This is a genomic window from Nocardioides marmorisolisilvae, from assembly GCF_003725775.1.
In the GTDB taxonomy this organism is placed as follows: Bacteria; Actinomycetota; Actinomycetes; order Propionibacteriales; family Nocardioidaceae; genus Marmoricola; species Marmoricola marmorisolisilvae.
Genome location: NZ_RJSG01000002.1, coordinates 1,887,844 through 1,900,745, shown reverse-complemented (window position 1 = coordinate 1,900,745; position 12,902 = coordinate 1,887,844). Strand labels below are relative to the sequence as shown.

At 69.6% G+C, this 12,902-nt stretch carries 12 protein-coding genes; 8 read left to right on the top strand and 4 right to left on the bottom strand.

Translation table 11 applies throughout. From position 1 onward, the window contains the following. Position 1 precedes the first annotated feature (1 nt). A complete protein-coding gene (locus EFL95_RS13310; RefSeq protein ID WP_123234412.1) occupies positions 2 to 616 on the bottom strand; it encodes a hypothetical protein in 615 nt (204 codons plus the stop codon). Between the two features lie 126 nt (positions 617 to 742). Between EFL95_RS13310 and argG the strand changes: the two genes are divergently transcribed. The 4 genes from argG (at position 743) to EFL95_RS13290 (ending at position 6,366) form a co-directional block, all read left to right on the top strand. After that, complete coding sequence (argG, locus tag EFL95_RS13305) at positions 743 to 2,173, top strand: argininosuccinate synthase (RefSeq protein ID WP_123234411.1); 1,431 nt, start codon at positions 743 to 745, stop codon at positions 2,171 to 2,173. Positions 2,174 to 2,660: 487 nt separating this feature from the next. Beyond that, on the top strand, positions 2,661 to 4,250 hold the full coding sequence (gene serA / locus EFL95_RS13300) for a phosphoglycerate dehydrogenase (protein ID WP_246004940.1): 1,590 nt from the start codon (positions 2,661 to 2,663) through the stop codon (positions 4,248 to 4,250). Between the two features lie 198 nt (positions 4,251 to 4,448). Further along, positions 4,449 to 5,360, top strand: a complete 912-nt coding sequence (locus EFL95_RS13295; RefSeq protein ID WP_123234409.1) for a glycoside hydrolase family 16 protein — start codon at positions 4,449 to 4,451, stop codon at positions 5,358 to 5,360. A gap of 142 nt (positions 5,361 to 5,502) precedes the next feature. Continuing rightward, a complete protein-coding gene (locus EFL95_RS13290) occupies positions 5,503 to 6,366 on the top strand; it encodes a glycoside hydrolase family 16 protein (protein WP_123234408.1) in 864 nt (287 codons plus the stop codon). A gap of 15 nt (positions 6,367 to 6,381) precedes the next feature. Here EFL95_RS13290 and yczR read toward each other — a convergent pair whose 3' ends face one another. Next, entirely contained in the window at positions 6,382 to 7,821 is a 1,440-nt protein-coding gene (yczR, locus tag EFL95_RS13285; RefSeq protein ID WP_123234407.1) for a MocR-like transcription factor YczR, read from the bottom strand. A gap of 176 nt (positions 7,822 to 7,997) precedes the next feature. Between yczR and yczE the strand changes: the two genes are divergently transcribed. Further along, complete coding sequence (gene yczE, locus EFL95_RS13280) at positions 7,998 to 8,708, top strand: membrane protein YczE (protein WP_123234406.1); 711 nt, start codon at positions 7,998 to 8,000, stop codon at positions 8,706 to 8,708. A gap of 1 nt (position 8,709) precedes the next feature. Here yczE and EFL95_RS13275 read toward each other — a convergent pair whose 3' ends face one another. Then, positions 8,710 to 9,276 (bottom strand): O-methyltransferase, encoded by a 567-nt coding sequence (locus EFL95_RS13275; protein WP_123234405.1) that lies wholly within the window; start codon positions 9,274 to 9,276, stop codon positions 8,710 to 8,712. 245 nt (positions 9,277 to 9,521) lie between these two features. Here EFL95_RS13275 and EFL95_RS20060 point away from each other — a divergent pair, with 245 nt between their 5' ends. The 3 genes from EFL95_RS20060 to EFL95_RS13265 all read left to right on the top strand — a co-directional run bounded on the left by EFL95_RS20060 (position 9,522) and on the right by EFL95_RS13265 (position 11,900). After that, positions 9,522 to 9,647, top strand: a complete 126-nt coding sequence (locus EFL95_RS20060; protein WP_281272214.1) for a hypothetical protein — start codon at positions 9,522 to 9,524, stop codon at positions 9,645 to 9,647. A gap of 10 nt (positions 9,648 to 9,657) precedes the next feature. Beyond that, positions 9,658 to 10,722 carry a 3-isopropylmalate dehydrogenase gene (locus EFL95_RS13270; protein WP_123234404.1) on the top strand — a complete coding sequence of 355 codons (1,065 nt, stop codon included), beginning with the start codon at positions 9,658 to 9,660 and terminating at the stop codon, positions 10,720 to 10,722. Between the two features lie 89 nt (positions 10,723 to 10,811). Beyond that, positions 10,812 to 11,900, top strand: a complete 1,089-nt coding sequence (locus EFL95_RS13265; protein WP_123234403.1) for a branched-chain amino acid aminotransferase — start codon at positions 10,812 to 10,814, stop codon at positions 11,898 to 11,900. A 98-nt stretch (positions 11,901 to 11,998) separates the two neighbouring features. Here EFL95_RS13265 and EFL95_RS13260 read toward each other — a convergent pair whose 3' ends face one another. Further along, complete coding sequence (locus tag EFL95_RS13260) at positions 11,999 to 12,823, bottom strand: patatin-like phospholipase family protein (protein WP_123234402.1); 825 nt, start codon at positions 12,821 to 12,823, stop codon at positions 11,999 to 12,001. Between the last annotated feature and the right edge of the window lie 79 nt (positions 12,824 to 12,902).

Below are 12,902 nucleotides of genomic sequence, written 5' to 3'. Positions count from 1 at the left end.
GTCAGCAGGCGTCCTGGAAGGCGTAGAGCACCCGGCCGGCGCCGACCTGGATCTGCCGCACGACGGTGCTCTCGCCGATGGCGGCGCGCTTGCCGAGACCGAACGCGATCCAGCGCGTTCCGCTTCGCACGTTCACCCAGCCCCCGTCGTAGTCGTCCGGCAGGACCGGCGACAGCCGTGACCCGTAAGCGGCCTTGAGCGCACGGTAGGTGCTGCCCACGTGGACACCCTCGGCGGTGCGAAGACCCGGTTTCGTGGTGCCGAGGTAGTCGATCGTGCCGCGGGCGTCGGCCAGGACCTGCAGGTCCCGGGGGACCTTGCTCGTCCACCGCCAGGAGGGGCCCTCGCACGGCGGGGTCGGGTCCTTCTCGAGGTACCCCGCCCGGGTGTACTCGCTGGCCCGGTGCCCGACCCGCACCGGCAGGAACCCGCCGGGGACGATCGGGCCGATCTTCAGACCGGGAGTGGCGCTTGCGGGGGTCGGGAGCACAACGGGCTCGATCGCGGTGGGGGTCGTGCGCGGCGCGGCCGCGGGGGAGTCGTCCCCACCGGAGCACCCGGTGAGGGCCAGGGCGACCAGGACGGTCGCGATCGCAAGCAGGTGGGCACGCCTCATGAGGACCTCCTCGGCTGCACCCGCGGCAGCCCTTCTGCAGGGAGAGACGCTTCAGGACGTCATCGGGTTGTGCTCGGGGGCCAGCGAGATTTTGCATGATCATGCAGGGTCATGCATACTTTCCCCGTGTCCAAGGTCCTCACCTCCCTGCCCGTCGGCGAGCGCGTCGGCATCGCCTTCTCCGGGGGTCTCGACACCTCCGTCGCGGTCGCCTGGATGCGCGAGAAGGGTGCCGTTCCGTGCACCTACACCGCTGACATCGGCCAGTACGACGAGCCGGACATCTCCGGGGTCCCGGGCCGCGCCCAGGAGTACGGCGCCGAGATCGCCCGCGCCGTCGACATCAAGCCCCAGCTCGTCGAGGAGGGCCTGGCCGCGCTCGCGTGCGGCGCCTTCCACATCCGCTCCGGCGCCAAGGCCTACTTCAACACCACGCCGCTCGGACGCGCCGTGACCGGCACCGTCCTGGTCCGGGCGATGCAGTCCGACGACGTCAACATCTGGGGCGACGGCTCGACCTACAAGGGCAACGACATCGAGCGGTTCTACCGCTACGGCCTGATGGCCAACCCCGAGCTGCGCATCTACAAGCCGTGGCTGGACGCCGACTTCGTCACCGAGCTCGGCGGGCGGCACGAGATGAGCCAGTGGCTCCTGGAGCGCAACCTGCCGTACCGGGACAGCCAGGAGAAGGCCTACTCGACCGACGCCAACATCTGGGGCGCCACCCACGAGGCCAAGACGCTGGAGCACCTCGACGTCTCGCTGGAGACCGTCGAGCCGATCATGGGCGTGAAGTTCTGGGATCCCTCCGTCGCGATCGAGACCGAGGACGTCGCGATCACGTTCGCCGCGGGACGGCCGGTGGCCATCAACGGTCGTGAGTTCGCCGACCCGGTGGCGCTCGTGCTCGAGGCCAACGCGATCGGGGGTCGGCACGGTCTCGGCATGTCCGACCAGATCGAGAACCGGATCATCGAGGCCAAGTCGCGCGGCATCTACGAGGCCCCGGGCATGGCGCTGCTGTTCGCGGCGTACGAGCGGCTGCTCAACGCGATCCACAACGAGGACACCCTGGCCAACTACCACCTCGAGGGCCGCAAGCTCGGCCGGCTGCTCTACGAGGGCCGGTGGCTGGACCCGCAGGCACTGATGCTGCGCGAGTCCATCCAGCGCTGGATCGCCTCGCTGGTCACCGGCACCGTCACGCTGCGGCTGCGCCGGGGCGACGACTACACGATCGTTGCGACCGAGGGCCCGAACTTCTCCTACCACCCGGAGAAGCTCTCGATGGAGCGCGTCGAGAACGCCGCCTTCGGCCCGGTCGACCGGATCGGGCAGCTGACCATGCGCAACCTCGACATCGCCGACAGCCGGGCCAAGCTCGAGCTGTACGCCGGGCAGCCGTTGGACCAGGGCACCGTCCTGGTCGAGCACGGCACCCTGTTCGGCGAGCTGCCGGCCGGCGGCTTCGACCAGATCGCTGTCGTCGCTGAGGTCGATGCGGACGCCGAGGCCGTCCTGGACGACGTCGCGATGGAGTCCGGCACCGACTGAAAATCCACAGACGCCGGTCTGGTTCTGTGGAGAACTCGGGCTTTCTGTGGACGGCGACCGCCGTTCTGTGGAGGACACGCCGAGCGACGAGAATTCCCCAAAATAGTTGGGGAAACCCTCTTGCCAAGGGGTCCGCGACGGACGTAGAAATCTCTCACGCAAACCCTTCGGGGGATGCGGGATCGGACCGAAACGAAGATCTGGTTGCGGGGCAACTCGCAGCAGCCGACGAGGTGACAGTCGGTGGATCGGAGCAGAGGACCGGTCGATCGGAAGAGTCACCGTGATCCGGTCACAGAAGGCCCCCGCAACTCATACTTGCGGGGGCCTTCGTCCATTCTCGGGCACCTTCTCGGATGCGGGAACCCCCGGAAGCGGACGCACCAGGTCCGGTACAGTCGTGCCTCGGGCACAGCGTCGTGCACGGCGCCCAGCACGTGGGCCGCCCGCCATGCAGACTCGCCAACTTCGCAAGGACTCCAGTCACGTGAGCAAGCCCGTCGTACTCATCGCCGAAGAACTCAGCCCCGCGACGGTCGAGGCGCTCGGCCCGGACTTCGAGATCCGCACCTGCAACGGTGCCGACCGCGCCGAGCTGCTGCCGGCCATCGCCGACGTCGACGCCGTCCTGATCAGGTCCGCGACCCAGATCGACGCCGAGGCGCTGGCCGCGGCCAAGAAGCTGCGGATCGTCGCCCGCGCGGGCGTCGGCCTGGACAACGTCGACGTCAAAGCCGCCACCCAGAGCGGTGTGATGGTCGTCAACGCGCCCACCTCGAACATCGTCAGCGCCGCGGAGCTCGCGGTCGCGCTGATGCTCGCCGCCGCCCGCCACGTCAGCCCGGCGCACGCTGCGCTGCGCAACGGCGAGTGGAAGCGCTCGAAGTACACCGGCATCGAGCTCTACGAGAAGACCGTGGGCATCGTCGGCCTCGGCCGGATCGGCGTCCTGGTCGCCCAGCGGCTCTCGGCCTTCGGCATGAACGTGATCGCGTACGACCCCTACGTGCAGGCCGGCCGGGCCGCGCAGATGGGAGTGCGGATGGTCTCGCTCGACGAGCTCCTCGCCGAGGCCGACTTCATGAGCGTGCACCTGCCGAAGACCCCGGAGACCGCCGGCCTGATCGGCGCCGAGCAGCTGGCCCGGGCCAAGTCGAACCTGGTCCTGGTCAATGCGGCCCGCGGCGGCATCGTCGACGAGGCCGCCCTGTACGACGCCCTGAAGACCGGGCAGATCGCCGCAGCCGGCCTGGACGTGTTCGCCAAGGAGCCGTGCACCGACTCGCCCCTGTTCGAGCTGGAGAACGTCGTCGCGACCCCGCACCTCGGCGCCTCCACCGACGAGGCCCAGGAGAAGGCCGGCATCGCGGTGGCGAAGTCGGTCCGCCTGGCCCTCGGCGGCGAGCTGGTCCCGGACGCGGTCAACGTGCAGGGCGGGGTCATCGCCGAGGACGTCCGCCCGGGCATCCCGCTCACCGAGAAGCTCGGCCGCATCTTCACCTCGCTGGCCGGCGAGGTCGCCCAGTCGATCGACGTCGAGGTCCGCGGTGAGATCACCGAGTTCGACGTGAAGGTGCTCGAGCTGGCCGCCCTCAAGGGCGTGTTCGCCGATGTCGTCGAGGAGCAGGTCTCCTACGTCAACGCCCCGCTGCTGGCCGCCGAGCGCGGCGTGGCGGTCCGCCTGGTCACCGACCCGGAGAGCCCGGACCACCGCAACCTGATCACCATCCGCGGCACGCTCGCCGACGGCTCGCAGTTCTCGGTGTCCGGGACGCTGGTCGGGATCAACCAGCGCGAGCGCCTGGTCGAGGTCAACGGGTTCCTGGTCGACCTCGAGCCGACCGAGCACCTCGCGTTCTTCCGCTACGAGGACCGCCCCGGCATGGTGGGCACGGTCGGCCAGATCCTGGGGGAGGCGAACGTCAACATCGCCGGGATGCAGGTCGCCCGCGACGAGAAGGGGGGCCAGGCGCTGGTCGCCCTGTCGGTCGACTCCGCGGTGCCCGGCGAGGTGCTCGAGCAGATCCGGACCGCGATCGAGGCGGAGACCGTACGCGGGGTCGACCTGTCGGAGTGACCCAGGTCGCACCGGAATTCCACCCGAACCGCGTCACGAGTTCCGGGTCCGGCCGTTTCCTGTCTGAATCTGTGAATACCTATCAACCCCTATACATGAACTAACGGGGTCCGGTAGTTTTTGCGGCGTTCTGGTGGAACAGTCCGGATTGCACCTCTGGACTGGCTCGGAAGTTGTTCCTAAGTGGGAAGGAACCTCATGTCCTCTCGTCCTGCGCGCCTGCGCGCGCTCACCGCTCTCGGGGCTGCGTTCGTCGTGGCCGTGACGCTGCTGGCGATGCAGCAGGGCTCCGCCGATGCGGCCCCCAAGGCACGGGCTGCCGCCGCCGCACCGGACTGCGGCCCCCGGGTCGCGAAGAACTTCCTCAACGCCTGGAAGTGCACCTTCTCCGACGACTTCGACGGCACCGCGCTGGACACCACCAAGTGGATCGCCCAGACGACCGCCGCCAGCGCGTTCACCAGCGGCAAGGACTGCTTCGTGGACTCGCCGAACAACGTCTCGGTCTCGGGGGGCACGCTGAACCTCACGGTCCGCCGTGAATCCGCGCCGTTCACGTGCGCCAAGCCGGGCGGCAGCTTCAGCACCGATGTCACCGCCGGCAGCGTGAGCACGTTCAACCGGTTCTCGCAGACCTACGGCCGCTTCGAGATCCGGGCCGCGTTCCCGGCGGTCACCACGGCCGGCGTGCACTCGGCGTTCTGGCTCTGGCCCACGACGATCACCGAGGCCTGGCCGGGTTCGGGCGAGATCGACGTCGCGGAGTACTACAGCAAGTACCCGGACCGGGTGATCCCGTTCCTGCACTACGCGCCGACCAAGTACGACGCGAACATGACCAACAACAACTGCCTGGTCAGCAACCCGAGCGCGTTCCACACCTACACGCTCGAGTGGACCAGCTCGGCCATCACGATCAGCTTCGACGGCAAGGTCTGCCTGAAGGACTCGGCCTGGTCGCCGGTGGGGCACAAGAAGCCGTACCCGTTCAACAGCCCGTTCATGGTCGCCCTCACCCAGGGCCTCGGCTCCACCGGCAACGACTACGTCGCCGGCACCACGCCGCTGCCCGCCACGATGAAGGTGGACTACGTACGGGCCTGGTCCTGATCTAGGACATTCCGGCGGACGCAGGCGGGGGGTCGCCTCAAACGCCGGACACACCCGAATCGCGCCGGGTACGTTGCGCGAACCTCTCGGGACGAGCCGCTCGCACCGCGGCCCGAACGAGACACGAGTGGGGGAACAAGGAATGAGCAGGTTCAACAGGCGCAAGCTCGCGGCGCTCGGCGTCGCCGGGCTGATCGCGTTCGGGTTCGCGCTGGCCGAGGCGCCGGCCGGCAACGCTGCGACGACCGCGCCGGACTGCGGCGCGACGGTGCGGAAGGCGGACGGGACCGCCTGGCGCTGCTCGTTCGCCGACTACTTCGACGGGACCAAGCTGAGCACCGCGCGGTGGAAGGTCGTCACCAGCAACGACGCCGACTACCGCAGCCGCAAGGACTGCTTCGTCAACAGCTCCAAGAACGTCTCGGTCTCCGGTGGCATCCTGCGGCTGACGACCCGCCGGACCGCGCCGTTCTCCTGCGGCACGGGCATGAACAAGTACACCGCGACCGGCACCTCCGGCATGGTCAGCACGATGGGCCGTTTCTTCCAGACCTACGGGCGCTTCGAGATGAAGGCCAAGTGGCCGTACACCAAGCAGATCGGGCTGCAAGGCGCGTTCTGGCTGTGGCCCGAGGGTGCCAGCGGGATGACCTGGCCGGTGAGCGGCGAGCTCGACATCGCGGAGTGGTTCAGCAAGTACCCGGACCGCGCGATCCCGTACCTGCACACCGCGTCGTCGATCCTGAACCCGTCCGGCGCCACCAACAACTACTGCATCCTGAAGAACCCGGCCGACTGGCACACCTACACTCTGACGTGGACCAAGAGCCGGATCCTGATCCAGTACGACGGCAAGACCTGCCTGGACGCCGGCGGCGGCTCGCCGTACGACAAGCCTTTCAACGTCTCGTTGACCCAGGCCTGGGGCGTCAAGAAGAACGCGCCGACGACGTCGACGCCGTTCCCCTCGACGATGCAGGTCAGCTACGTCCGGGTCTGGAAGTAGCGCGCGAGCAGCTTCTCAGGCGACCATCGTCGGCTTGTCGTGCCCCCGGGCGCTCGGGTCCTCGGCCAGCGTGCTGCGCCAGGCCTCGCCCAGCCGCGTGATCGCGTCCTCCAGGACGTTCGCCGGCTGGGTGTAGGGGAGCCGGAGGAACCGGTCGAGTCCGCCCTCGGGGGCGAAGGTCGGTCCGGTCGCGAGCAGGACCCCGTGGTCGGCGGCGCGGGGCGCCAGGTCCGAGGACGCGGCCGTCGGCAGCTCGCACCACAGGCTCAGGCCGCCGCTAGGGACCCGCACCTTCCAGGTCGGCAGGTGCTCGGCGAGTGCGCCGAGCGCGGCGTCCCGGTTCTCGCGCAGGAAGGCCCGTCGCTGGTCGAGCAGGGCCTGGCCGTTGCGGAGCAGGTCCGCGGTCACCAGCTGCTCGAGGACCGGCACGCCCAGGTCCAGGCTCAGGCGGGAGCGCACCATCGCGTCCATCCGCTCGGCCGGCGCGCGCAGCCAGCCGACCCGGAGACCGCCCCAGTAGGCCTTGGAGACCGAGCCGACGGTGATCGAGTCGGCCAGGAACGAGCCGAGCGGGCGCGGCATCACCTGGCCGTCGAGGGCGACGTCGATCATCGACTCGTCGACGATCGCGGTCGTGCCGTGCTTGCGCAGCCGGGCGGCGACCTGCTCGCGGGCGCTGTCGCCCATCAGGTGCCCGGTCGGGTTGTGGAAGTCGGGAATCAGGTAGGCCAGGGCGGGGCGGACCTGGTCGGTGGTGGCCAGCAGGTCGACGACGTCGGCCTGCTCGCGGGCGATCGGGCTGCACAGCAACCGGGCACCGGTCTCCCGGAACGTGGCGATCGCGTTCGGGTAGGTCGGGCTCTCGATCAGGGTGCGGGTGCCGCGCCCGGAGAGCGCCCGCGCTGCGACGGCGACACCGGCCAGTGCGCCGGGCACGATCATCACCTGGTCGGGGGAGGTGGCCAGGCCGCGCGCGGTCAGCTGGTCGGCGACCGCCTCGCGCAGGACCGGCAGGCCCGAGGGGTAGTAGCCGATGCCGGAGAGGTAGGCCGGCAGCTCTCCGACGGCCCGCTCGTAGGCGGCCAGGATCCCCGGGCTGGACGCCGGTGCCGCGCAGGTAAGGTCGATCTCGTCGTCGCGTGCGTCGCCCGGGAAGATCAGGTGGTCTCCTCGGTGGGCCCGCGACGCCGGCAGGCTCGCCACGCTGCCCGATCCCTGGCGGGAGACCAGGAAGCCGATGTCGCGCAGCTCGGCGTAGGCGCGGGTGACCGTGGTGCGGCTGACCCCGAGCGCGTCGGTGAGCTCACGCTCGGAGGGGAGCCGGACGCCGACCTGGATCCGGCCGTCGGTGATCAGCACCCGGAGGCCTTCGGCCAGTCCCTTGTACGCCGGCTCGCGGTCGAAGTCCCCGATCAGCGCGGCGACGCGGGCGGCAGCAATGGCGCGCGGACTCATGCGGTGGCCGAAAAAGTGGTCTGGCTCATACAGACCAGTTAAACACGATTGGCTATTTAAGACCAGGCCAATCAGATGCCAATCTTGTGCCATGGCTGCTTTCGACAACACCTCCCGCATGGGCACTCCGCCTCTCGGTCGCCGGCCCCGCCGGCGCCTGCAGAAGCTGATCAACCGTGTCCTCCCGCGCTGACCGGCGCTCATCTCGGGGCACTCGTGAGCTCGCCCGGCTCGGTCCGGTCGAGCAGCTGCGTGCCGGCCGGCTGACCCGACGGCTGACCCAGCTCGTCGGGGGACTGGTCCTGTACGGGCTGACCCTGGCGATGCTGATCCGCGGCACCCTGGGCAACGCTCCGTGGGACGTCCTGCACCAGGGCCTCGCCGAGCACCTGCCGATCGACATCGGTACGGCGCTGATCGTGGTCAGCTTCGTCGTCCTGCTGCTCTGGATCCCGCTGCGCGAGCTGCCGGGGCTCGGCACCATCGCCAACGCGATCCTGATCGGCCTCTCCGCCGACGTGTTCCTGGCGCTCATCGACAAGCCGCACGACCTGCTCGCCCGGGTCGCCCTGACCGTCCTCGGGATCGGCTTCAACGGGCTGGCGACGGCGCTCTACATCGGCTCCCAGTTCGGTCCCGGACCGCGCGACGGGCTGATGACCGGCCTGCACCGGCGTACCGGCCTGTCCATCCGGCTGGTCCGGACCTGCCTGGAGGTCTCAGTCGTCGCCATCGGGTTCGTGCTCGGCGGCACCGTCGGTGTCGGGACCCTGCTCTACGCGCTCGCCATCGGGCCGATGGTGCAGCTGTTCCTGCCCTACGCGATCGTCGAGCTGCCCGGTGCGGCTCCGGTCGACGTCGAGGAAGCCGCCGAAGCGGCGGCGTGAACTAGTTCTTCGTCGCGATCAGCGCAGAGGCGTCCGGCGCGACCATCACCTCGACCGCGGTGAAGCGGTCGTCGGTCAGCCAGGACTCGCGCAGCGTGTCGACGCGCCCGAGCGTGATCGGCGGCCACATCTCGCACGGCGTGAAGTCGTCCATCACGACGATCCCGCCGGGCTCGACCAGGTCGGCGACCGAGTCGACCGAAGCGTCCTCGGGGGAGGACGGGTCGAGGAACAGCAGCGAGTAGGGGCCCTTGTTGCGCAGCGTCGACCAGTCGGCGGCGAGCACCTCGACCTGGTCGTCGTCGGTGAAGATCTCCTGGGCGGCCACGGCCAGCTTCTCGTCGAGCTCGGCGGAGAGGATCATCGCGCCCGGGCGTGCGCCTGAGCGCAGCCACGCGGTGCCGACGCCGCAGCCCGTGCCGAACTCGGCCATCGTCCCGGTGCGGGTCGCGGCGAGGGCGGCGAGCAGCCGGCCGGTCTCGTTGCGGCAGAACGACACGTACCCGGCCCGTCGGGACACGTCGAACGCACGGGAGACGATCGCCGGGACCTCGGGAGGGGCACTCATGCGTCTACCTTGCCAAACGGTTCGCGCCGGTCCGGAATCTGGCGCGAAGTCTCGGATCGTGGGACGTCTCGGTTAATACCTGCTCACCGGCGCCGGTTCCGATCTACCCTCGTTCCATCATGCGGAGCGTGTTCGTATCCATCGACCGCCGCGGCGAGGCCACTTCGGAGTAGGCCACCTCGTCGCGGAGTTCGGCGTTTCTCGCCCAGCGGTCTACGAACCCCTCCGTGACGAAGGAAAGTCCTATGTACGAGATGTACCCCGAGTGGGGCCCGGCCAGGAACAACCCCGAGAGCCCGCTCTCGCACGAGGCCGTCCAGGCCGCGCTTGACCTGCGAGACAACGGCGGTCAGCGCCCCGACGACAACTAGGCTCGCCCGCATGTCTGCCACCACCCAGTCGCTCAAGCTCGCCGTCATCCCCGGAGACGGGATCGGTACTGAGGTCACCGCCGAGGCCCTGAAGGTCCTCGAGGTGGTCATGCCTGCCGACGTGAAGTTCGAGCCGACCCGGTACGACCTGGGTGCCGAGCGCTACCTCGCCACGGGCGAGGTGCTCCCGGACTCGGTGCTCGAGGAGATCCGTCAGCACGACGTGATCCTGCTCGGTGCCGTCGGTGGCAAGCCCAACGACCCGAACCTGCCCCCGGGCATCCTGGAGCGCGGACTGCTGCTGCGGCTGCGCTTCGAGCTCGACCACTACGTGAACCTGCGTCCGTCCCGGATCTTCCCGGGCTCGGTCTCGCCGCTCGCCAACCCCGGCGAGGTCGACTTCGTGGTGGTCCGCGAGGGCACCGAGGGTCCCTACACCGGCAACGGCGGCGCCCTGCGCGTCGGTACGCCGCAGGAGGTCGCCACCGAGGTCTCGGTGAACACCGCCTTCGGCGTCGAGCGGGTCGTCCGCGACGCGTTCGCCCGGGCCCAGCGCCGCCCGCGCAAGAAGCTCACCCTGGTCCACAAGACCAACGTGCTGGTCAACGCCGGCTCGGTCTGGTGGCGCCTGTTCCAGGAGGTTGCCGCCGAGTACCCCGAGGTGAGCACCGACTACATGCACATCGACGCCGCGATGATCTTCATGACCACCGACCCGGCGCGCTTCGACGTGATCGTCACCGACAACCTGTTCGGCGACATCATCACCGACCTGGCCGCCGCCGTGACCGGTGGCATCGGCCTGGCGGCGAGCGGCAACGTGAACCCGGACCGGACCGCGCCCTCGATGTTCGAGCCGGTGCACGGCTCCGCGCCCGACATCGCCGGGCAGCAGAAGGCCGACCCGACCGCCGCGATCCTCTCGGTCTCGCTGATGCTCGACCACCTCGGGCTGACCGAGGCGGCGCAGAAGGTCGAGGCGGCGGTCATCGCCGACCTCGCCTCCCGCGAGCCGGGTGCTGCGCTGAGCACGCCCGAGATCGGCGACCGCATCGCCGCTCGAGTAGCCGGCTAGCCCGCCAGGAGGTCCTCGGGACACGGGGAGACCCGAAGGCGGGCGTTAACGACTACTAACCACCCGCCACAGAGAGATAACCTCGTCCCATGACCCTCGACATCTCGATCGTCCCGTCGGCGAACCCGCGCTCGGCCGCGGAGGTCACCCAGATCCTGTCCGACCCGGGCTTCGGCACGTACTTCACCGACCACATGTTCACCGTCGAGTGGACTCCCGAGAAGGGCTGGCACGACGCCCGCGTCACGGCGTACGGGCCGTTGACGCTGGACCCGGCCACCGCCGTCCTGCACTACGCGCAGGAGACCTTCGAGGGCATGAAGGCCTACCGGCACGCGGACGGATCGATCTGGTCCTTCCGCCCGTACGCGAACGCCGAGCGGATGAAGCGGTCCTCGCACCGGCTCGCCCTGCCGGTGCTAGAGCCCGAGGACTTCGTCCAGGCGGTCGACGCCCTGGTCGAGGTCGACCAGCGCTGGGTCCCGGAGGCCGGCTCGGAGAAGAGCCTGTACATCCGTCCGTTCATGATCGCGACCGAGGCGTTCCTCGGGGTGCGTCCGAGCCAGCACGTCACCTTCATGGTGATCGCCTCGCCGGCCGGCGCCTACTTCAAGGGTGGCATCAAGCCGCTCACGCTGTGGCTCACCGAGGAGTACACCCGGGCGGGGCGCGGTGGCATGGGTGCCGCCAAGACCGGCGGCAACTACGCCAGCTCGCTCGTCGCCCAGCAGGAGGCCATCGGCCAGGGCTGCGACCAGGTCGTCTTCCTCGACGCCCAGGAGGGCAAGTACGTCGAGGAGCTCGGCGGGATGAACATGTACTTCGTCTTCGCCGACGGCCACATCGTCACCCCCGCCACCGGCACGATCCTCGAGGGCATCACCCGCTCGGCGATCATCGAGATCGCCCACCAGGCCGGCCACAAGGTCGAGGAGCGCAAGTTCTCCATCGACGAGTGGCGCGACGGCATCACCTCGGGCGAGATCACCGAGGTCTTCGCCTGCGGGACCGCTGCCGTGATCACGCCCGTCGGCACCCTGAAGTGGGACGGCGGCGAGGTGCAGGGCTCGACCGAGACCGGTCAGCTCACCACCGAGATCCGTCAGCGCCTGATCGACATCCAGTACGGCCGTGCGACGGATGACTTCCACTGGATGCACCAGGTCACGAAGGCCTGAGGGCTGTCGGATTCCCATCAGCACACGGGAAGCCGTCACTTACCCGTCGAAATTTCGGCGGGGATGTGATGGTTTCGACGGGCCAGTTCGCCCGACCACTAGCCCCAGATCTCGGCGACCTCGGACGCCAGCGTCAGCCCTTGGCGCAGGCCGGTGAGCGCCGCCGCCTTCCGGTACGCCGGATCGAGGACGTTCGAGCCCATCTCCTTCAGCGCCTCGGGGTCCGGGGCGACGAGCAGCGTGCGGGTCGCCCCGGTGCGCGCGAGCTGGCGGCTGATGCTGTGCTCGCGGGACAGCGCCTGCGTCCCGGGAGCCAGCACGATCACCACGTCGCAGCCCTCGGCGAGGTCGGCGTTGGCGGGGGACCGGATGCCCCCGTCGACGTACGTGGTGCCGTTGATCGGGACCGGCGGCCACACCAGCGGCACCGCACAGCTGGCCGCGACGGCGTCGAGCAGGCTCACGCCCGAGGCGCGGTCGAAGACCACGAACGCGCCACGGTCGGTGTCGACGGCCGTCACCCGCAGGTCGCGGTCCGGCCACGCCGGGTCGCCGATGCGGGAGCGGATCACCTCGCGCCGTGCGTCCGGGGACTCGGGGTGAGCCTTCGCGGAGGCCGCGCCGAGGCGGCGCCACTTGGCGGCCTCCTCGCCGGGACGGGCGAGCATCACGCCGAGCTTGATCAACGTCGTCGGCCCGAGCTTCGCAGCGAGCTCGCCGTCCGGCGGGCGCAGCTGGTCCTCGTAGGCGTGGGCCAGGGTGCCGGTGGTGATCCGGGTGCCGACGACGGATCCGGCCGAGGTGCCGATCACGGTGTCGGCGCCGGTCAGGTCGACGCCCTGCTCGGCCAGGCCGGCCAGGATGCCGAGCTCCCAGGCGACGCCGGTGACGCCACCGCCGCCGAGCACGAGCGCTCGTCTCATTCCTCAACCTCCCCGGTACCGCTCCGCCTGATGTGGCACACTCGAACCGTGCACGCAGCAAGCATCATCATTCACTAGC